We start from the raw sequence: 21,074 nt of genomic DNA, 5'->3' as shown, positions 1-21,074 counted from the left end.
TTACCATGTTATTGTCAAGAAAGATATTTTTTTGATTGTATATTTCACCAAATTAGTGTTTTTGAAAATGATTTTTTGAGAAAATATTGCTTTAAAGCCATTTCAAAAGGTTTCGACTTTTCACCAAAAACCATTAGATTTGATTTCTATTTTTAGCTTAGATAGAATTGAAATAGGAGAATACACTTATCAAAGACTTATTTGGCTTTCTAAGTGTAGGAAGAGAGGCCCCCTTTCCTTGATAGAAAAATACTTGGAATCATCAATCGAATCAAAATGTCAGTTAATTGTCTTGTTTTTTAAGACATCTTATTTGCCAATAACTGAAGTAGCAGAAAAAACTGGCTTAACCTTTTTACAACTAAACCATTATTGTGAGGAACTGAATGCCTTTTTCCCTGGTAGTCTGTCTATGACTATCCAAAAAAGGATGATATCTTGCCAATTTACACATCCTTTTAAAGAAACTTATCTTTACCAACTCTATGCATCATCTAATATCTTACAATTACTAGCTTTTTTAATAAAAAATGGTTCACACTCTCGTCCCCTTACGGATTTTGCGAGAAAACATTTTTTGTCAAACTCCTCAGCTTATCGGATGCGCGAAGCACTGATTCCTTTATTAAGAAACTTTGAATTAAAACTCTCTAAGAACAAGATTGTCGGTGAGGAATATCGCATCCGTTACCTCATCGCTCTGCTATATAGTAAGTTTGGCATTAAAGTTTATGACTTGACGCAGCAAGACAAAAACACTATTCATAGCTTTTTATCCCATAGTTCCACCCACCTTAAAACTTCTCCTTGGTTATCGGAATCGTTTTCTTTCTATGACATTTTACTGGCTTTATCGTGGAAACGGCATCAATTTTCGGTAACTATTCCCCAAACCAGAATTTTTCAACAATTAAAAAAACTTTTTATCTACGATTCTTTGAAAAAAAGTAGCCGTGATATTATCGAAACTTACTGCCAACTAAACTTTTCAGCAGGAGATTTGGACTACCTCTATTTAATTTATATCACCGCTAATAATTCTTTTGCGAGCTTACAATGGACACCTGAGCATATCAGACAATGTTGTCAACTTTTTGAAGAAAATGATACTTTTCGCCTGCTTTTAAATCCTATCATCACTCTTTTACCTAACCTAAAAGAGCAAAAGGCTAGTTTAGTAAAAGCTCTTATGTTTTTTTCAAAATCATTCTTGTTTAATCTGCAACATTTTATTCCTGAGACCAACTTATTCGTTTCTCCGTACTATAAAGGAAACCAAAAACTCTATACGTCCTTAAAGTTAATTGTCGAAGAGTGGATGGCCAAACTTCCTGGTAAGCGTTACTTGAACCATAAGCATTTTCATCTTTTTTGCCACTATGTCGAGCAAATTCTAAGAAATATCCAACCTCCTTTAGTTGTTGTTTTCGTAGCCAGTAATTTTATCAATGCTCATCTCCTAACGGATTCTTTTCCAAGGTATTTCTCGGATAAAAGCATTGATTTTCATTCCTATTATTTATTGCAAGATAATGTTTATCAAATTCCTGATTTAAAGCCAGATTTGGTCATCACTCACAGTCAACTGATTCCTTTTGTTCAACATGAGCTTACAAAAGGAATTGCTGTTGCTGAAATATCTTTTGATGAATCGATTCTGTCTATCCAAGAATTGATATATCAAGTTAAAGAGGAAAAATTCCAAGCTGATTTAACCAAGCAATTAACATAAGCGCCATGTCACCACATTGCGCGACTTTAGACCACACCTTAACTTAATCCCGAGTCATTCTCTGGGATTTTTTACTGTCTATCTGTATTGATTTTTCAAGTAATCCTGTCAATACAAGTTTTACACTTTATGCTATAATTTAAGTTATGGATAAAATAATTAAATCAATAGCACAATCAGGGGCTTTTAGGGCTTATGTCCTTGATAGCACTGAGACGGTTGCATTAGCTCAAGAAAAACACAACACGCTGTCATCGTCTACTGTTGCGCTTGGCCGTACCTTGATCGCCAACCAGATTTTGGCGGCTAATCAAAAAGGCGATAGTAAAATCACCGTCAAAGTGATTGGTGATTCTTCTTTTGGACACATTATCTCTGTGGCAGATACCAAAGGACATGTGAAAGGTTACATTCAAAATACTGGTGTCGATATTAAAAAGACCGCAACAGGTGAAGTCCTTGTTGGGCCTTTTATGGGGAATGGTCATTTTGTGACGATTATTGATTATGGCACAGGTAACCCTTACACCTCAACAACGCCTCTTATTACTGGGGAAATTGGTGAGGATTTTGCCTACTACTTAACCGAATCAGAGCAAACACCATCTGCAATAGGACTTAATGTGCTTTTAGATGAAAATGATAAGGTTAAGGTTGCTGGTGGCTTTATGGTGCAGGTGCTACCAGGCGCTTCTGAAGAAGAGATTGCTCGCTATGAAAAACGCCTACAAGAAATGCCTGCCATTTCTCAACTACTAACTTCTGAAAATCATGTGGATGCTCTGTTGGAGGCCATCTATGGAGATGAACCTTACAAGCGTCTTTCTGAAGAACCGCTAAGCTTCCAATGTGACTGTTCTAGAGAACGTTTTGAAGCAGCCCTAATGACCTTGCCAAAAGCAGATTTACAGGCCATGATTGACGAAGATAAGGGTGCTGAGATTGTTTGCCAATTTTGTGGTACCAAGTACCAATTTAATGAAAGTGATTTGGAGGCCCTCATCAATGACAAAGCTTAATTCTTCCTTTAGGATTGGTGATGTGGAAATCCCCCACCGCACTGTCCTTGCTCCCATGGCTGGCGTGACCAACTCTGCCTTTCGTACCATCGCCAAAGAATTTGGTGCTGGTTTGGTGGTTATGGAAATGATTTCCGAAAAAGGGCTGCTCTACAACAACGAAAAGACCCTTCACATGCTCCATATTGATGAAAATGAGCACCCTATGTCCATTCAATTATTTGGTGGTGACGCAGAAGGGTTGAAACGTGCAGCTGATTTCATTCAAACCAATACCAAGGCCGATATTGTTGATATTAATATGGGCTGCCCTGTTAATAAAGTTGTCAAAAACGAGGCTGGTGCCAAGTGGCTCCGTGACCCTGATAAGATTTACCACATTGTCAAGGAAGTCACGTCTGTTTTAGATATTCCACTGACTGTCAAAATGCGTACAGGTTGGGCGGATAGTTCACTTGCTGTTGAAAATGCCCTTGCCGCTGAGTCGGCAGGTGTATCTGCTCTTGCCATGCATGGCCGTACCCGTGAGCAAATGTATACAGGAACCTGCGACCATGAGACATTGGCCCGAGTTTCTAAGGCCATCACTAAGATTCCCTTTATTGGAAATGGGGACGTGCGTTCGGTGCAAGACGCCAAATTTATGATTGAAGAAATCGGTGTAGATGCCGTGATGATTGGCCGCGCAGCCATGAACAATCCTTATCTTTTTACCCAAATCAATCATTTCTTTGAAACTGGTCAAGAATTGCCAGATCTTCCCTTTGCCAAAAAATTAGACATCGCCAAAGACCACCTCAAACGCCTGATTAACCTCAAAGGTGAAACCATTGCTGTTCGGGAATTTCGGGGCTTAGCGCCACACTATCTTCGTGGAACAGCAGGTGCTGCCAAAGTTCGTGGTGCTGTTTCACGCGCTGAGACTCTAGCTGAGGTTGAAGCCATCTTCGAAACAGTACGCTAATGATATTAGAAGGAGACGCATGTTGATTGTACTAGCTGGAACAATTGGGGCTGGCAAGAGCTCGCTTGCTGCTGCACTTGGAGAGCATTTAGGAACTGACGTTTTTTACGAAGCTGTTGATAATAACCCCGTGCTAGACCTCTACTACCAAGACCCTAAAAAGTACGCCTTTTTACTTCAAATTTATTTTTTGAATAAACGGTTTAAGTCTATCAAAGAAGCTTATCAAGCCGATAACAACATTCTTGACCGCTCTATTTTTGAAGACGAACTCTTTTTAAAACTTAACTACAAAAATGGCAATGTCACTAAGACAGAACTTGACATCTATCAGGAACTTCTCGCCAACATGTTAGAAGAACTAGAAGGCATGCCTAAAAAACGCCCTGATCTTCTCATCTACATTGATGTGTCTTTTGACAAAATGCTTGAGCGCATTGAAAAACGTGGCCGAAGTTTTGAGCAGGTCGACGGCAATCCTAGTCTTGAGCAATATTACCATCAAGTCCACGGTGAATACCCAACCTGGTACGAAGACTACAAGGTCTCTCCAAAAATGAAAATTGATGGCAATTCCCTTGACTTCGTTCAAAAACCACAAGATTTGGCGACTGTCTTAAAAATGATTGACACCAAACTCAAAGAGCTCCATTTATTATAAGAATTCTAGTGGCCTGATAACCGTTTGTAAGCAAGTAAACCTTAACACTAGCAACAAAAAGAAGTAATACACTAAAAAACACCCTACTATTCCTATGATGAACAAAGTTCCAACATCTAGCACTTGAAACTTCGTTCATACTCGTAAGGTGTTTTTTTATTTTTATCAGAAGTATCTGGTCACACTTTTGTTGCTCGGGTATCACCTCATCATATATTTCAGTAATCAGCTGAACCGTGATGAGAGGCATTATCCCCTATCAAAAGGGAAGAGTATCTTCTTCTAAGACTAAATCAACTAGATCATTAGTAACATTATTTTCTCTCATAGCGCGCTGAGCACGACTTTCAAGCAGTTGAAATGATTGGCAGAGAACTTCTGTCACATAATGCACTTGCCCATCTTTATTATACTTGCGAGTCCTAAGTTCGCCATCAATAGACATCAAACTACCTTTGCTAGCATAAGAAACCAAGGTTTCAGCTAACTTTCCCCAAACAACAACAGAGATAAAATCCGCTTCTCGCTCTCCAGAAGCATTTTTAAATCTTCGATTAACAGCTAAAGAGAGACGTGCCACATGCTTATCCGTAGCTGTTTTTACCAATTCTGGTTTAGCTACCAAACGACCGATTGCTATCACTTTATTATACATACTGACCTCCTTACCTTATTATTCGTAAAAATTGTGGTAAAATAAGTTTCATTTTAAACGTTTTTGAAAACATAAGAAAAAAGGACTAGGGGCTCCTAATCCTTTTTTCTGGTCATTTAGTTAAATACAGTCCTATTTAAGCTGGTTTTTCTAACCTTTCCAATGTTTGGCTGGGTCAAAAGCTTCTCCTACCACAGCTGACTCATCAAGTTCAATAATGCCACGTTTTTGCGGTGCATTTGGCAAGGCTAACTCACGAGGAGAGCACATCATACCATAACTTTCTTCACCACGCAATTTTCCTGGGAAAATCAGACTACCATTTGGCATTATAGCACCTGGTAAGGCAACAATCGTTTTTAAACCAAGCGCAGCATTTGGTGCGCCCGCTACGATTTGAACCGTTTGATCCTCACCAATAGCCACTTGGCAAATATTCAAATGGTCGCTATCTGGATGAGCCACCATCTCCACGATTTGACCAACGACAAAAACAGGTCCCGCAGTCGGTTCAAGTCTTTCTGAAAATCCTTCTTTAGCCAATTCATCATTTAAAGTAGCCACATCTTCATCAGTCAAAAAGACTTGCCCATTACCAGTAAGGGTAACTAAACTCGACGCTTCAAAGATATTCCAAGCAAGGGTTTTGCCGTTTTCCTCTGCAAAAACACGGGCTACTTTTCCTTTTCGTTCTACTTGACGTTTGATATCTTTGGTGTCTTGTAAGATAACCATCAAGACATCGCCAACTTGTTCTTTATTGTATGCAAAAATCATTTATTCTTCCTCTTTTCTTATTGATAAGCAGCTAAAAAATGCATAATCTCAGTTTTTGTCTTTCTCATTTTGTTAACCAGACGCCCTACTTCCTGACCTTTTTCAATCACGACAAAACTAGGAATACCAAAAATATCCCACTTTTGTGCCACTTCAATAAACTGATCTCGGTTAACGCGCACAAAGGTCATATTGGTATGTTCTGCCTCAATATCTGGCATCACAGGATAGATAAATTGGCAATCTGGGCACCAGTCAGCTGTGAAAAACAAAACCAGTTTATCTTCATTTTCAATCAATCCTGCTAGTTCCTCATAAGTACTTGGCACAATCATATTCGCTCCTCCTCAATGCTAATCTGGCCTCTATCATAAGTGTACGTGTAGTGTCTACCATCTGCCATGACCACGCCACCAGAAACCTGGACTACTCTAGGCAATTTAGGAGTTACATATAAAACGTCAATGTGTCCCAAGTCTGAAAAAAAGGCACGTAAGTCCCTTGTGATGTGCTGACGTTCTTTTTCTTGATAATAGTCATTTATCATTAATCCAAGACCTAGGACAAGCCCTGCCCCCAAGAGGCCTGACAGGATACCTGTTTGCTTTTTGTTCATACTTTTCATTTTATCACAAAATAGTTTAAATGGGCTAGCCCAAATTCAAAAAGAGAGGCTAAGCTACAAGGAAAAATAATGTTTTTATCTCTTTAAGACTTGACAAAGAATACAAAAGCAATTAAACTTAATTTATAATGATTAGGTATAGTTTATTTATTTATTAACTATACCAAAAAATTAATTGATAGAAGATGGAAGGTTCCTTTATGACCCCATTATCCTTACTTTTCGCCAGTGGAGAGTCTTTTCGCATCATAAGCGCCCTACTATTCTTACTGACCAGCCTTTGCTTTATCATTTTGATAATCACCTTGCTTCCTAAAAAAACAGCTTATGGCAAAAAGGCATCTCCCCTTCATAGAAATCCTAGAGAGTTTTAATCTCTAGGATTTTTGCTTAGTGTTAACATCATTTCACCTTACTGTGAGCTTTCTGAGTATTTTTTCTCCAGTCTTCATCCTTGAAATGATCATCCATTCTTACCTAAAAAGTGGTAAAATATAAGATAGACGACAAGCATAAACTTGTCTAAACCCTTATTAATGGAGTAACAGATGACAGACTTATTTTCAAAAATCAAAGAAGTGACAGAATTAGATGGCATTGCCGGCTATGAGCACAGTGTCCGCGATTATCTCCGTACAAAAATAACGCCGCTTGTTGACCGTGTTGAAACAGACGGACTTGGGGGCATTTTTGGTATTAGAGATAGTAAAGCTGAAAAAGCCCCCCGTATTTTAGTGGCTGCTCATATGGATGAAGTCGGATTTATGGTAAGTGACATCAAAGCAGACGGCACACTGCGCGTGGTTGGTATCGGTGGCTGGAACCCACTTGTTGTCAGTTCACAACGGTTCACTCTCTACACCCGTACTGGACAGGCTATCCCACTAATCTCAGGATCAGTACCTCCTCATTTTTTACGTGGGGCAAATGGTTCTGCTAGCCTCCCTAACATCGAAGATATTGTGTTTGATGGTGGTTTTACGGATAAGGCAGAAGCTGAAAGCTTTGGCATTACACCAGGAGATATCATCGTCCCTCAATCTGAAACTATCCTAACAGCTAATCAAAAAAATATCATTTCAAAAGCTTGGGATAATCGCTATGGCGTCCTCATGGTAACGGAAATGCTTGAAGCTCTAAAAGGGCAAGACCTTAACAATACCCTCATTGCAGGAGCAAATGTTCAGGAAGAAGTTGGTCTGCGTGGAGCCCACGTCTCAACCACCAAGTTCGACCCTGAATTATTCTTTGCGGTGGATTGCTCCCCTGCTGGTGATATTTATGGCAATCCTGGAACAATCGGAGATGGTACCTTATTGCGCTTTTACGACCCAGGCCATGTCATGCTCAAGGATATGCGTGACTTCTTACTCACAACGGCTGAGGAAGCCGGTGTAAGTTTCCAATACTATTGTGGTAAAGGTGGTACCGACGCAGGAGCTGCACATCTTCAAAATAGTGGCGTTCCATCTACTACCATCGGGGTCTGTGCACGTTACATTCACTCTCACCAAACCCTCTACGCTATGGATGATTTCGTAGAAGCACAAACCTTCTTACAAGCCATTGTCAAAAAACTTGATCGCTCAACTGTTGACTTAATCAAACGTTATTAACAGTCGAAGACCAGGTTTATCACAACTATTCACAAGGAGTTGCAACATGAAAATTGGTATTATTGGTGTTGGCAAAATGGCTAGCGCTATGATTACAGGCTTAAAAAAAACACCACATGAACTGATTATCTCTGGATCTTCCTTGGAACGGTCTAGAGAGATTGCAGAGCAGTTATCACTTAGTTACGCTTCATCTCATCAAGAGCTTATTGATCAAGTGGACCTCGTTATTTTAGGCATTAAACCTCAGCTATTTAAGGCTGTTCTCCACCCACTCCATTTTAGACAGCCTATTATCTCTATGGCCGCTGGCATTTCGCTCCAAGACCTAGCAACCTTAGTAGGGGAAGACCTCCCTTTACTACGTATTATGCCAAACATGAATGCTCAAATTCTCCAAAGCAGCACTGCCATTACTGGAAATGCTCTGGTCTCCAAGGAATTACAAGCAAGCGTACAAGAGCTAACCGATAGTTTTGGCAGCACTTTTGTCATTGACGAAAAAGATTTTGATACCTTTACTGCTCTAGCAGGATCAAGCCCTGCTTACATTTATCTCTTTATTGAGGCCTTGGCCAAAGCCGGGGTTAACAATGGTCTTCCTAAACTAAAAGCTCTTAACATTATTACCCAGACTGTTTTGGCAAGCGCCAATAACCTTTTGGCCAGTCAACAAAGTCCTAATGAGTTTATTGACGCCATCTGCAGTCCTGGAGGAACGACTATTGCTGGGCTGATGGAATTAGAACGCCTCGGCCTCACAGCCACTGTCAGCTCTGCCATTGACAAAACCATTGATAAGGCGAAACATTTACAAAAATAGGTGCTACCAAGCACCCCACTTAGCAAAACACCCCGTTCAAGGACAACTCATCTCCTTGTTAGACAGTACAGCTAACAAGGAAGTTGAAACAGTCTCAAACAGGGGTGTTTTCGCGTCTTTAAAATGTTCAGGATGGGGTTACATTTTTTTAGAAACCCAATGTCTAAGGAAGAAATAAAGATAAGCTAGGATCAAAGGCAATTTATACGACACAAGATCTCGAATAGTTAATTGGGGGAAGAAAAAGTATAAAACAATAAAAAGATTAATGATCACGTAAAAGCAGTAAACCTGTGTCTGTTTTCGAATGGCACGATTACGCTCATCATGTAGAGCCACCAAATAGTTTTTTAAATCAGTAGGTTCTGTAAACACATAAAAGAAAAAAGTTGAAGCAATCAAAAACAAGGGGGCAAGGAAAAAGAACAGAGTTCCCTGTCTCATATTTCCACGTGTCATTAACCAAATACCCCAAGTCGCGGATAAAAAGCCTAAAGCAACCAATACATGGCCAATTCGAGTATAGACCTTTTCCCAGTACTGACATTTTTGTTTAAGTGAAGGTTCCTTTTTCATACCTCAATCTCCTTATTTTAAGAAATCATCTTTGTCGCAAAAGCAATCAATATCAGGGCTATGCCGTTATTCAAAAAGTGAACCAGCATGACGTGTTCTAATTTTTGTGTTTTTCGATACACAAGCCCCAAAATAAGCCCCATACCGCCGTAAATAATCCAGCTTCCAAAATCAGTGGGCACATGAATAAGACCAAACATGAAACTGCTAAACATCAGTCCTATATAGGACTTAGGTCCAAATAATTTATCATATAGTAGACCACGAAAAACGATTTCCTCCACAATAGGAGCCACAAGTCCTACCAAAGTTACCAGAAGAATCGGATGCATTCCCACCCCAAGAATCGCTGATTGATTCACTGTATCAGCCTGTTGGCCTTTCTCAATGACTAAAATCATTTTACCGATAATCTGAACAGCAAATAAGGAAACAAGTCCTAACCCAATCCATAGCCAACGATACTCATCCTCAGGAACCCTTTTATTGCCTAACAAACCAAGTCTTTTCCCAAAATAAAAAACAACTGTTGTGATTAGTAACAAAATACCTGTGATGATGAGAACCTGCCCAAAAGGCTGTCCTTTCCTAATCCATAAAGTTGGCAGCTGTTCCAATACTATCACTATCAGAGCTAACAAAAACCATCTCAGCCTAGCAAATATTGCTTTTAACTTAGTAATATATCCCGTTGTCATCCTAATTTCCTTATGCATTTTCTAAAATAAATGGCTAGACTACTGGAGAATACTCCCCAAAATAGTAACTAATCAAACTCTCCTTGTTGTTTCGTTCCACCGCTAATCACTCTCTTCTTGATCAAACAAGAAAATTTCTTCAATGCTTAATTGAAAAAAAATAGCAAGTTTATAAGCCAACTCAAGAGAGGCATTATATCTTCCTTTTTCCAAGGAAATAATCGTCTGCCTTGTCACATTCATAGCATCCGCTAGTTCTGCTTGGCTAATATGTCTAGCTTTACGGAGTTCCTGAATACGATTATCCATCTCATCCTCCAAAAATTATGTCAAGTTAACTTTACATTTATAGTATAGTTTCCTTTACATTTTTTGTCAATACTTTTCTCACTTATTTGTCATTCTAAAATAGTGTTACTGAAATCAACTTCTAATTGTCTGGAACCGTCGTTCTTTTTATCAGATTGCCTTCTCAATGTCCCTTTTAGATACTTTGATTCACTGCTTACAGGATGATAATAGTGGTGGAAATCGTTTGAAGACTATCAAAAAAACCAAGTAGGGAAAGCAATGACTTTACCTTACTTGGTTAATCTATTGAGACTTAGTCTCTTTTATTTTGTATTTTTTAAACGTTCAACGTCACGCGCAATACACAATTCTTCGTCTGTGGAGATAACAAGCACCTTCACTTTTGACTCAGGAGTTGAAATGTCGCCACGGTATCCAAAAACATTTTTCTCAGGATCAATGTCCATTCCGAACCATGTTAAGCCACCAATAACGTCTTGACGCATCAATGGTGCATTCTCACCCATACCAGCTGTAAAGACTAAAGCATCTGCCCCATTCAAAACAGCAAAGTATTGACCGATGAATTTTTTAATGCGATCAATGAAAATATTGTAAGCTAAAACAGCATCTGGATTGTTTTCTTGTAGGCCAGCCTCGATATCACGCATATCGCTAGAAATACCTGATACTCCTCCAAGACCTGATTTTTTGTTTAACATATTAACAACGTCAGTAGCGTCTTTTAACTCTGGGTCTTGCTCAATTAAATAAGGAATGATAGCTGGGTCAATGTCACCAGAACGTGTTCCCATCATAGGACCAGCTAATGGAGTGAATCCCATTGAGGTATCAACTGATTTACCGTGGTAATTAGCTGTAATTGAGACACCATTTCCAATATGAGCAGTAATTAATTTTAATTCTTCTAATGGACGACCAAGCATTTTTGCAGCTTCTTCTGCCACATATTTATGACTTGTCCCATGAGCTCCATATTTACGAACTTTATAATCCGTATAATATTTTTGAGGAATTGGGTAAAGGTAAGTATGTTTTGCCATGCTGGTGTGGAATGATGTGTCAAACACACAAACACTGGTAATATCTGGCAAAATATCACGGAAGGCACGAATCCCTGCCGCCGCTCCAGGATTGTGAAGTGGAGCTAAGGCTGATAATTCTTCAACTTGTTCGACAACAGTATCGTCGACAACAACTGATTCTTTAAAGTATTCACCACCTGCGACGATGCGGTGACCGACACCTGTAATTTCATCATAAGCAGCGATAATACCAAAATGAATCAAATCGTTCAACAAGATTTTAACGGCTTCGGCATGATCGTGAATATCAAGAATTTGCTCTTCTTTTTTACCATCGTACTTAACAGTTGAGATAGAGTCTTTGAGACCAATACGCTCAATGATTCCTTGTGCTAACACTTCTTCTTCTGGCATCTGATAAAGTTGCCATTTTAAACTAGAACTACCTGCATTAATTGCAATTGTCTTGGACATTTTTAACCTCTCTTGAAATCGTTTTCTATGATGCTATTTTATTATAACAAAAAATCAGTTAATTGACATTATCCTGTTTCCATTTTTTGAAATTTTGCATAAAGTCATGAATATTCTCTGCAAGTTTCAAGTCTCGAATAGGATAAACAAAGGTTTCCATCGGATGGTCTGTCTGCTTTTGCAAGACAATAATGGACTTAGCATTAGAGGGATGACCAAATATAGAATCTGGTAGAGTAATCAAGGCCACTACCTGGGCATAGCCAGTTAACCAATTTTTCAACAATTGGCTCTGAGAGCTTGTCAACAAATTGACAGGTGCCAAGAAAATGGCAAAACCATCTTTTTTCAAATACTTTAAAGATTGTTCCATGAGTAAATGATGAGCATAGGTGTGTTCCTCAGAACTAGCTACCTTATAGCGCTTAGCAATGTCATCATTAGGATAATAACCCACTGGCAAGTCACTGATAACAACATCGCTTTCTTTTAACAATTGCGGTCTTACCGCATCTTCTTGAATAAAACGAGCTGAAGAGTCCATTACTTCAGCAATACTTGCTGATAAATCAATTAAGAGGTCGTCAAGTTCAATTCCTACATAATCAAGTTTCTTACTCGTATTATTGAGGAGAGTTTGTGCTAGATTTCCCGTACCACTGCCAATTTCAAGGACTTCTAGGCTATCTTTGTCACTCAATTGTTCCAAAAGATACAGCAGAATGAAACCAATAGCATCTGGCGTGAACTGATGGTTTGCTTGGAGCTGCTCAGTCTGAGCTGCCTTAATAAAAATAAACTGGTAAGCTCTCCGCCATTCTTCTTTAGTCAGGTGTAAGGCTTTCAGTTTGTTAATGTTCTGGGCAACTTGAGGACTAGCTCCCTCAGCACCTAAATAAAAAGAGTTTTGCTCAACGATGGCATCATAAATATGTGTTTTTAGATCATTTTCAATCAGTTGACTATTCTCTAAAAGTAACTGATAGGCTTCTTCAATTTTTTCAAAATTCATATACCTATCATATCAGATTACACCTTAAATGAAAAGGAATCCCAATCTTAAATCCCCTAAGTTTATGGAGAAAGAGTCCCATCTGGTAACGAGATTGCTTGACTTGCATTCTCCTTGGATGGCTGTTTAGTATTTCTCGGGTAGTAAAATTGGTAGTGCTTTTTCTGACCAAGAGTGACAGTCATTACGTGTTGATGCTTATTAAAACGTGACGTAACCACTCCTTCTTCAAAGACAACCCGCTCAAGGTCTTGATTTTGCGTCTGATAAACCATTTCTGCCATTAACCTTGCTCTCACATAGGCTGTCTGAGCTTGGTATTCTTTATGACAATAAGAGACTTGATAAAGATAGACCTGCAAAACCAACATAAAAACACAAGCCATAAACATGCTATACAACAGTATCCCTGCTTTAAGGTTGGTCTTGAAACGCATAGTAGAAGGTCCTTTCTAGTCCACTTTTCCAGTGAAGGGTAATACGAATACGAGACTGCTCTGCTTGTATATGACTATGAGACAGGCCAAACAGCATGGGTTGATAACCTTGTCCATTGCCTGCCGATTTTCGAAAGTCATGGCTTTTAAATTGTCCTAAAACTAGTTTTTTCTTGCCTTTTTCGATATATAATTTATTGTTCTCTACTTTGTGAAATCGCGCTCCACTTAACTCTTCTCGTAACTGCTGGGAGAACAAAAGCCAATGGTCTTGATCATTTTTGGTAAGGTAGCGACTGTGGCTAAGGAGTGTTTTGGTCAATCCTTGATACACTAGAAGAGAACCTGATATCACCAGTAAGGCAATTAAAGCCTCTAAAAAAGTAAATGCTTGGACCCTACCTGTCCTTTTTTTCAATTCTAATAACTTCTCCTTCCTGATCCCTAACGATAAGTGTTTTTTCTGTGCGTAAAACCGTCAGACGATAATCATTCATATTGAGAGACGCTTGACCAGTTTGTACTGCCATCAGAGCTAGGTTGAGCTTTTCTTGTTGGCTGCGATAATATGTCAACCTTGTCTGACTTTGCTCCAAACTTGTTAGAACCAGTATGACAATAGCTACGAGGAGTCCTGTTGCCATGACACTCTCAAGAGCGATGTAAGCTTTGACTTGTTTTTTGATAATTTCCACTCCCTAGATAAAATTGATAAGTTACCCGTTGATCAGTCGTCTCGAATATTATCTTTGCTAAAGAATGATTTCCTCCCATTTGATCAATAACCAATTGCTGGCTATTCTTAACCCTTATCAAGTCAGGTATTATTAACGACTCCTCTGCCGCTAGCATTTGTTTCGAAGAAATTGTCAAAACCCGTTGATCATGTTCCAAAATAGCCAACTTTTGTTGGTGACGATAAAAGTGCTCAAAACGAGTGAAAAAAAGCTGTTCCTGAACCCTTCGATAACTACTTGTCACAGGCACAGATAACCCCAAGACAATAAAACTTGTTACTGATAGCGTTAATAAGCTTTCAAGCATTGTGAAAGCTTTAAGGTTGCAGTTTTTGAGTCTCATCTCTGTGTTTTCCATAATAGTCTGTGTAAGCTTTTACCTGCTTATCTGTAATACTGCCATCAGTCTTTAATTGACTTAAACTTGGTTTTGATCCTTGCGATAATTCGTACAACTCTGCTTGATTCTCCACTAATTTGACAACAGCAGCATTTCCTGTTTCGGTAACCCTATCTTTTTGTTTGCTTAAATTAGGTACAAATAAGAGCATTAAGACACTGATGACTAAAATTACCAGTAACATTTCTAGAAGTGTGAAAGCTTGTAGTTGGTATTGCCGTAATGGTTTCCATTGGTTTTTCATTTTATAAAACGCCTCCCATATTTTGATAAATTGGTAATAAAATTGCTGCATAAATCATGACAATCGTCAGAGCAATCACTAAAAAGATAATCGGTTGAATAAACTGAGTTGCTTGATGAAGTTGGCTGAAAAACTGAGTCCAACTCTCTTGAGCATAAATCTCTAGTTCACTTCCTAACTTGGATTTAATCTCTCCATAAGTAATCATCAAACTTAACTCTTTTTTAAAGAAAGGATAGGTAGCTACCTTATCATGAAAAGCTTGTCCTGCCAATAAACTAACTCGAATATCTTCAGCCAATTCTTGCATGAATAAAGATTTCTCCATGGCCATAATATCCAGAATGACTGGTAATTCAAGTCCCTGTCCAATCAATGTTCCCCATTCTCTAGCATAATAAGCCGTCAGATACTGTTGTAAGAGTTTCCCTAAAACAGGATAAGCACTGAAGTGAGTAAAAAGCTTGAGGCGACTTTGCGATCGCCAATGCAGCCAAATTCCCCCTAACAGCACACCTATAAAAAGGATAATACCAAAGAAAATAGCTGGAAAATGAGTCAGAAAAATAGTAAGCTGATTTTGAGCTTCTAATTGAGGCATAACATAATGCCTTAACCCTAATATCATCACAAAAAGAAATACCAGGAGAATAATCGGATAGGTGACGACTTCAATGGTTTTTCGTTTAAGTTTAGCCATTTGGTTGAGATAGCCCTGAATATTAACAAGCGTCGTCTCAATGTTTCCGTGACCATCTGCTAAACTAATTTGAGTTAAAATAGCATCCGAAAAACCTATCCCAGCTAACATATCTGCCAGCCCTCGACCTTTTAAGAGTGCTTCTTCCATGCGGAGAACATAGGGCTCGGGAATCAAATGACTTTTTGTTAAGAAAGCTATTATCTCAGCCAAGTTAAATCCTGTTAACAAAAGGTTAGCTAATAGCTGAATTAGTTTGTATTGTTCCTTACTGGATAATTTTTTCAAACCTTGCTTGCTCCGGACTGAGATGTCCCGCTGCAAGAAGGTCATCAATTTTCTGATTCCATTGGTTTGGTGAGTAGTGTTCAAATTCTGTTTGAGTTGAGTCAATCAATGCTCCTCCATTAAGCAATCGTTGGTAAGCAACCAAAGCCAAACAATTGTCTAATTCTGCTCTTGTCACTCCTAGTTCTAGTAATCTGGCATAAACACCAGAAATGCTTTTGGCATGAACTGTTGAAAATACTAAGACACCTGTTAAACTTGCTCTAATAACCGCTCTAGCTGTCTGGCTGTCTCGAATTTCACCAATGATTAAAATATCAGGGCGATGCCGTAAAGATAGTTTGATCAAGTTGTCGTAAGTCATACCAATACTATCATTAACTTGTAATTGGAGCGCTTGATGATTTTTAATTTCCACCGGATCTTCTATGCTAATGACCTGTGCTCCTTGATAATAATCAGCAATCAATTGGTGCATCAAAGTCGTTTTGCCTGATCCGACTGGACCTGCAAAAAGATAGAGTCCTCGGCCTCCAATCTGACGTGCAACTGTTTTCAGTCCGTCAAACCAGTAATGTAAACTTCTTTGTTGATGATGTAATAACCGAATCACTAGGCTCTCTTGTCCACGGTAATTTCCAACACTAGACAGGCGTAGAGACAAAAGTGTGTCTCCACCGATATCATAATCACAAGAACCGACTTGACAGCGTCGTTTCTCACCAACGGTCATTCCTGCAACGAACTTAAAGTGACTAATAAGATGAGCCATCCGATCGCCCCGATAAACATCCACCAATCTCCTTTCATCTCCTACCCTTATCAATAGCTCATACTGATTTTCCTTTGGCAAAATATAGATATCTTGAGCTTGAATCTGCTCAGCTTCTTTCAAAATAGATCTTGCTAATGCTTGTACCATAACGCCCCCTCATTGATTTATTCGTAAAACAAAAAAAGAAAATGCCAAACTAATGACATTTTCTTCTGTTTTGAGCGCGTTTATAAATTTAGCTTACAGAATGATGCATTTTGAGGTGAATCATTTCTCTGTTCAAAACCAGGCATATAATGTGTATTAGGCACAATATCCCTATTTTTCAACAGTAATATAGAATGATATTGCTGCAAATCTTCACCACAATCCTCACACCATCTCGTATCTTTTTTCTCCCAAAATGTGGCCAGGAGATTCTTTTGACTGTGGTAACTTGGAAAATGATTTCTCATGTTCTGCCATTCTTCCTCAAAATAGGCAAAAGCTTCTGTCCACTCATCAAACTTCTTTTCTTCTAAAATATCATCTTGCCACCCATCGATGAACCACCAGGGTTCCCAATCACCATACATTTTTATTACTTGATACATAATACCTATTCCTCTTATGCTTATTATAGCTAAATTAAAAGGTTTTTGAAAAATATCTGCTCATTGGGGGACTTCTATTCCTTTGTCATCGGGTTATGATAACTAGAGGGACAATTATGGTGATAGTTACCGCAATAACAACAGGTCTTCCTCGCTTGCTTCTCAATATCACAAAAAGAGCCCCTCAGGACTCTTTTTAATATTATTCTGTTTCAGTTGCAGCAACTGTTTCTTCAGAAACTTCTGGCTTGTCAATAACTTCAACATCATTGATTGCTTGTGGTTCAATGTTACGGTAGCGCGCCATACCAGTACCAGCTGGAATGATTTTACCAATGATAACATTTTCTTTAAGACCAAGAAGATGATCTTTTTTACCACGGATGGCAGCATCTGTAAGAACACGAGTTGTTTCTTGGAAGGATGCAGCTGATAAGAAGGAATTGGTTTCAAGGGAAGCTTTCGTAATTCCCATAAGAACTGGACGAGATGTCGCAGGAATACCACCAGAGATAACAATATCTTTATTAGCATCTGTGAAATCAGAAATATCCATCAATGTTCCTGGAAGGAGGTCTGTATCACCTGGATCCATGACACGAACTTTACGAAGCATTTGGCGAACCATTACCTCAACGTGTTTATCCCCGATTTCTACCCCTTGGCTACGGTAAACTTTTTGCACTTCTGCAAGAAGATAAGTTTCAACTGACAAGGTATCACGTACTTCAAGGAGACGTTTCGGTTGGATTGACCCTTCTGTAAGAGCAGCTCCGCGATTAACTTCGTCGCCAACTTCAACTTTCATACGTGCTGTAAATGGTACGACGTATTCACCCATACCAGTTTTACCTTGAACGTAGACTTTCTTGGTACGAGTTGACGCATCTTCTTCAATCTCGACGACATTACCTTTCACTTCAGTAATGACCGCTTCCCCTTTAGGGTTACGCGCTTCAAAGATTTCTTGAATACGAGGAAGACCCTGTGTGATATCGGTATTTGAGGCTACACCACCCGTGTGGAAGGTACGCATGGTAAGCTGAGTACCAGGCTCACCGATAGATTGGGCAGCGATGGTACCAACTGCTTCACCCACTTCAACAGCATCACCAGTTGCAAGGTTGATACCATAACAGTGACGGCAGACACCATGACGAGTCGCACAGGTAAAGACAGAACGAATGGTCACTTCTTCAACACCCGCATCAACAATCTTACGTGCCATGTCTTCAGTGATTAATTGGTCAGCACCAATCAAGACTTCACCAGTTTCAGGGTGTTTGACTGATTTACGTGTGTAACGACCTTGAAGACGCTCTTCAAGCGTTTCGGTAACTTCTTTACCATCGGTAATAGCACGGATAAGAAGACCACGATCAGTGCCACAATCGTCCTCACGAATGATAACATCTTGGGCAACGTCAACCAAACGACGAGTAAGGTAACCTGAGTCGGCTGTTTTAAGGGCCGTATCGGTCATCCCTTTACGTGCACCGTGGGTTGAGAAGAACATTTCCAAAACGCTCAAACCTTCACGGAAGTTTGACAAGATAGGAAGTTCCATGATGCGTCCGTTAGGAGCAGCCATCAAACCACGCATACCAGCAAGCTGTGAGAAGTTTGAGATGTTACCACGAGCTCCTGAGTCCATCATCATAACGATTGGGTTCTTAGGATCTTGTGTTTCAATCAGACGTTTTTCAAGGGCTTCTTTAGCTTCACGCCATGTTGTTGTAACGGCAACATAACGGTCATCATCTGTCATCAAACCACGACGGAAGGCTTTGTTAATTTCTTCAACACGATGGTGAGCAGCATCAATGATTTCAGCTTTATTATCAATAACAGGAATGTCAGCGATACCCACTGTCAAACCAGCAAGGGTTGAATGGTAGTAACCAAGGTCTTTCAAGCGGTCAAGGAAGGCTGATGTTTCTGTTGTACGGAAACGTTTGAAGGTTTCCGCAATGATGTTACCGAGGTTTTTCTTCTTAAATGGCACATTGATGTCTAAGCGATCAATCACTTCTTGGATGTCTTGACCAGGTTCAAGGAAGTATTTATCAGGTGTTCCTTCTGTCAAGTTGGCATTGTTTGGCTCTTGGAGGTAAGGAAGGTCCTCTGGCATGATATCGTTAAAGAGAATCTTACCAACAGTTGTCACCATGATTTTATGTCTTTGATTATCTTTCCAAGGTTTGTTTGGCATGCTGTCAACAGCGATACCCACACGACTATGAAGATGAGCATAACCATTACGATATGCCATCACAGCTTCGTCTTTATCCTTGAAAATCATACCTTCGCCTTCGCGACCAGCATCTTCCATCGTAAGATAGTAGTTACCAAGAACCATATCCTGAGATGGGGTAACAACTGGTTTACCATCTTTAGGGTTCAAGATGTGCTCTGCAGCAAGCATCAAAAGACGAGCTTCAGCTTGTGCTTCTTCTGAAAGTGGCACGTGGATGGCCATTTGGTCTCCATCGAAGTCGGCATTGTAGGCCTCACACACAAGTGGGTGAAGACGAAGTGCCTTACCGTCAATCAGAACGGGTTCAAAAGCTTGAATACCAAGTCTGTGGAGGGTCGGTGCACGGTTAAGAAGAACTGGGTGTTCTTTGATAACTTCTTCTAAGATATCCCAGATGCGTTCGTCTCCACGTTCAACCATACGTTTAGCGGCTTTAACGTTACCAGCATATTCTTTGGCAACAATCTCGCGCATTACAAATGGTTTAAAGAGTTCGATAGCCATTTCACGTGGGACACCACATTGGTACATTTTAAGGGTCGGACCAACAGCGATAACGGAACGTCCAGAGAAGTCTACACGTTTACCAAGTAAGTTTTGACGGAAACGCCCTTGTTTACCTTTAAGCATGTGGCTCAATGATTTCAATGGACGACTACCTGGTCCAGTAATTGGACGACCACGACGACCGTTATCAATCAGCGCATCTACCGCCTCTTGAAGCATCCGCTTTTCATTTTGAACAATAATACCTGGGGCATTAAGTTCTAACAAACGTGCCAAACGGTTGTTACGGTTAATGACACGACGGTACAAGTCATTCAAATCTGATGCCGCAAAACGGCCACCATCCAATTGAACCATCGGACGAAGATCTGGCGGAATAACTGGCAAGATGTTCATAACCATCCATTCTGGTTTATTTCCAGATTTGTGGAAGGCATCAAGCACGTCCAAACGACGAACTGCCTTAATCCGTTTTTGACCAGAAGCAGATTTCAATTCTTCTTTTAATTCAGCGATTTCAGCTGCCAAATCAACACGTTTCAAGAGATCTTGAATGGCTTCAGCACCCATCTTAGCAATGAATGATCCGTGTCCATACTCCTGAAGTTTTTCACGGTATTCGCGTTCTGTTAATAATGATTTTGGTTCAAGCGGAGTATCCATTGGGTCAATGACCACATAAGCCGCAAAATAAATAACTTCTTCAAGGGCACGAGGGCTCATGTCAAGAGTCAATCCCATACGTGATGGAATCCCTTTGAAGTACCAGATGTGTGATACAGGAGCTTTTAACTCAATGTGACCCATACGTTCACGACGTACTTTAGCACGAGTTACCTCAACCCCACAGCGGTCACACACGATTCCTTTATAACGGATACGTTTGTATTTCCCACACGCACATTCCCAGTCTTTTGTTGGACCAAAGATGACTTCGTCAAAGAGTCCTTCACGTTCTGGTTTCAGTGTACGGTAGTTGATTGTTTCAGGTTTTTTAACTTCACCATAAGACCATGAACGGACCTTACTTGGTGAGGCTAATGTGATTTGCATACTTTTAAAACGATTTACGTCAACCACTAGTTTTACCTTTCTGCCTTTGATGACTTTACCAGTTCCTGGGGCCTTTGCCCCAGACCAGTAAATAATTATTTAATAAGAATTGAT

At 39.7% G+C, this 21,074-nt stretch carries 24 protein-coding genes; 6 read left to right on the top strand and 18 right to left on the bottom strand.

The window, feature by feature from the left end:
- Positions 1 to 238 precede the first annotated feature (238 nt).
- The 4 genes from rofA (at position 239) to FQT67_RS00820 (ending at position 4,376) form a co-directional block, all read left to right on the top strand.
- Positions 239 to 1,732, top strand: a complete 1,494-nt coding sequence (gene rofA, locus FQT67_RS00835) for a transcriptional regulator RofA (protein ID WP_046177421.1) — start codon at positions 239 to 241, stop codon at positions 1,730 to 1,732.
- Between the two features lie 146 nt (positions 1,733 to 1,878).
- Positions 1,879 to 2,751, top strand: a complete 873-nt coding sequence (gene hslO, locus FQT67_RS00830) for an Hsp33 family molecular chaperone HslO (RefSeq protein WP_003060359.1) — start codon at positions 1,879 to 1,881, stop codon at positions 2,749 to 2,751.
- Entirely contained in the window at positions 2,738 to 3,715 is a 978-nt protein-coding gene (gene dusB / locus FQT67_RS00825) for a tRNA dihydrouridine synthase DusB (protein ID WP_002986502.1), read from the top strand. Before hslO ends, dusB begins: the two co-directional genes overlap by 14 nt.
- Before the next feature lie 19 nt (positions 3,716 to 3,734).
- The gene (locus FQT67_RS00820; protein ID WP_046177420.1) at positions 3,735 to 4,376 is read left to right on the top strand and encodes a deoxynucleoside kinase; all 642 of its coding nucleotides are present in this window, start codon (positions 3,735 to 3,737) and stop codon (positions 4,374 to 4,376) included.
- Positions 4,377 to 4,635: 259 nt separating this feature from the next.
- On the opposite strand, the gene FQT67_RS00815 is transcribed toward FQT67_RS00820, so the two are convergent.
- The 4 genes from FQT67_RS00815 to FQT67_RS00800 all read right to left on the bottom strand — a co-directional run bounded on the left by FQT67_RS00815 (position 4,636) and on the right by FQT67_RS00800 (position 6,424).
- On the bottom strand, positions 4,636 to 5,031 hold the full coding sequence (locus FQT67_RS00815) for a single-stranded DNA-binding protein (protein ID WP_046177419.1): 396 nt from the start codon (positions 5,029 to 5,031) through the stop codon (positions 4,636 to 4,638).
- A 150-nt stretch (positions 5,032 to 5,181) separates the two neighbouring features.
- Complete coding sequence (ytpR, locus tag FQT67_RS00810) at positions 5,182 to 5,808, bottom strand: YtpR family tRNA-binding protein (RefSeq protein WP_046177418.1); 627 nt, start codon at positions 5,806 to 5,808, stop codon at positions 5,182 to 5,184.
- Positions 5,809 to 5,825: 17 nt separating this feature from the next.
- On the bottom strand, positions 5,826 to 6,143 hold the full coding sequence (locus FQT67_RS00805) for a thioredoxin family protein (RefSeq protein WP_003055817.1): 318 nt from the start codon (positions 6,141 to 6,143) through the stop codon (positions 5,826 to 5,828).
- Positions 6,140 to 6,424 (bottom strand): DUF4651 domain-containing protein, encoded by a 285-nt coding sequence (locus FQT67_RS00800; RefSeq protein WP_003055815.1) that lies wholly within the window; start codon positions 6,422 to 6,424, stop codon positions 6,140 to 6,142. Before FQT67_RS00800 ends, FQT67_RS00805 begins: the two co-directional genes overlap by 4 nt.
- A 557-nt stretch (positions 6,425 to 6,981) precedes the next feature.
- Here FQT67_RS00800 and pepA point away from each other — a divergent pair.
- Entirely contained in the window at positions 6,982 to 8,049 is a 1,068-nt protein-coding gene (gene pepA / locus FQT67_RS00790) for a glutamyl aminopeptidase (protein ID WP_046166119.1), read from the top strand.
- A gap of 46 nt (positions 8,050 to 8,095) precedes the next feature.
- Positions 8,096 to 8,872 carry a pyrroline-5-carboxylate reductase gene (proC, locus tag FQT67_RS00785; protein ID WP_046177417.1) on the top strand — a complete coding sequence of 259 codons (777 nt, stop codon included), beginning with the start codon at positions 8,096 to 8,098 and terminating at the stop codon, positions 8,870 to 8,872.
- A 138-nt stretch (positions 8,873 to 9,010) separates the two neighbouring features.
- Here proC and FQT67_RS00780 read toward each other — a convergent pair whose 3' ends face one another.
- The 14 genes from FQT67_RS00780 to rpoC all read right to left on the bottom strand — a co-directional run bounded on the left by FQT67_RS00780 (position 9,011) and on the right by rpoC (position 20,987).
- On the bottom strand, positions 9,011 to 9,448 hold the full coding sequence (locus tag FQT67_RS00780) for a hypothetical protein (RefSeq protein WP_012766452.1): 438 nt from the start codon (positions 9,446 to 9,448) through the stop codon (positions 9,011 to 9,013).
- A 17-nt stretch (positions 9,449 to 9,465) separates the two neighbouring features.
- Positions 9,466 to 10,146 carry a type II CAAX endopeptidase family protein gene (locus tag FQT67_RS00775; RefSeq protein WP_012766451.1) on the bottom strand — a complete coding sequence of 227 codons (681 nt, stop codon included), beginning with the start codon at positions 10,144 to 10,146 and terminating at the stop codon, positions 9,466 to 9,468.
- A 102-nt stretch (positions 10,147 to 10,248) separates the two neighbouring features.
- On the bottom strand, positions 10,249 to 10,455 hold the full coding sequence (locus tag FQT67_RS00770) for a helix-turn-helix transcriptional regulator (RefSeq protein WP_003058508.1): 207 nt from the start codon (positions 10,453 to 10,455) through the stop codon (positions 10,249 to 10,251).
- Positions 10,456 to 10,760: 305 nt separating this feature from the next.
- A complete protein-coding gene (locus tag FQT67_RS00765) occupies positions 10,761 to 11,957 on the bottom strand; it encodes an acetate kinase (RefSeq protein WP_015057203.1) in 1,197 nt (398 codons plus the stop codon).
- 58 nt (positions 11,958 to 12,015) lie between these two features.
- Entirely contained in the window at positions 12,016 to 12,969 is a 954-nt protein-coding gene (locus FQT67_RS00760) for a class I SAM-dependent methyltransferase (RefSeq protein ID WP_003060701.1), read from the bottom strand.
- A 62-nt stretch (positions 12,970 to 13,031) separates the two neighbouring features.
- Positions 13,032 to 13,355 carry a competence type IV pilus minor pilin ComGG gene (gene comGG, locus FQT67_RS00755; protein ID WP_227985720.1) on the bottom strand — a complete coding sequence of 108 codons (324 nt, stop codon included), beginning with the start codon at positions 13,353 to 13,355 and terminating at the stop codon, positions 13,032 to 13,034.
- 28 nt (positions 13,356 to 13,383) lie between these two features.
- Positions 13,384 to 13,824: a competence type IV pilus minor pilin ComGF gene (gene comGF / locus FQT67_RS00750; protein ID WP_003061780.1), complete on the bottom strand. Its 441-nt coding sequence runs from the start codon at positions 13,822 to 13,824 to the stop codon at positions 13,384 to 13,386.
- Positions 13,805 to 14,050, bottom strand: coding sequence for a competence type IV pilus minor pilin ComGE (gene comGE, locus FQT67_RS00745; protein WP_003058569.1), 246 nt, complete (start codon positions 14,048 to 14,050; stop codon positions 13,805 to 13,807). The genes comGF and comGE overlap by 20 nt, the downstream gene beginning before the upstream one ends.
- 7 nt (positions 14,051 to 14,057) lie before the next feature.
- On the bottom strand, positions 14,058 to 14,486 hold the full coding sequence (gene comGD / locus FQT67_RS00740; protein WP_046177415.1) for a competence type IV pilus minor pilin ComGD: 429 nt from the start codon (positions 14,484 to 14,486) through the stop codon (positions 14,058 to 14,060).
- Entirely contained in the window at positions 14,461 to 14,787 is a 327-nt protein-coding gene (gene comGC / locus FQT67_RS00735) for a competence type IV pilus major pilin ComGC (protein ID WP_003055259.1), read from the bottom strand. The genes comGD and comGC overlap by 26 nt, the downstream gene beginning before the upstream one ends.
- Before the next feature lies 1 nt (position 14,788).
- Positions 14,789 to 15,820, bottom strand: a complete 1,032-nt coding sequence (gene comGB / locus FQT67_RS00730) for a competence type IV pilus assembly protein ComGB (protein WP_015057201.1) — start codon at positions 15,818 to 15,820, stop codon at positions 14,789 to 14,791.
- On the bottom strand, positions 15,756 to 16,697 hold the full coding sequence (gene comGA / locus FQT67_RS00725) for a competence type IV pilus ATPase ComGA (protein ID WP_014611930.1): 942 nt from the start codon (positions 16,695 to 16,697) through the stop codon (positions 15,756 to 15,758). The genes comGB and comGA overlap by 65 nt, the downstream gene beginning before the upstream one ends.
- 80 nt (positions 16,698 to 16,777) lie before the next feature.
- Positions 16,778 to 17,143, bottom strand: coding sequence for a DUF1033 family protein (locus tag FQT67_RS00720; RefSeq protein ID WP_003055257.1), 366 nt, complete (start codon positions 17,141 to 17,143; stop codon positions 16,778 to 16,780).
- Positions 17,144 to 17,345: 202 nt separating this feature from the next.
- Positions 17,346 to 20,987 carry a DNA-directed RNA polymerase subunit beta' gene (gene rpoC / locus FQT67_RS00715; RefSeq protein ID WP_046177414.1) on the bottom strand — a complete coding sequence of 1,214 codons (3,642 nt, stop codon included), beginning with the start codon at positions 20,985 to 20,987 and terminating at the stop codon, positions 17,346 to 17,348.
- Positions 20,988 to 21,074 lie beyond the last annotated feature (87 nt).

It is taken from the genome of Streptococcus sp. NCTC 11567, assembly GCF_902141215.1.
GTDB classification, from domain to species: Bacteria; Bacillota; Bacilli; order Lactobacillales; family Streptococcaceae; genus Streptococcus; species Streptococcus dysgalactiae.
Note: the sequence above shows the minus strand (reverse complement) of the source record. Positions and strands in the feature narration are given on the sequence as shown.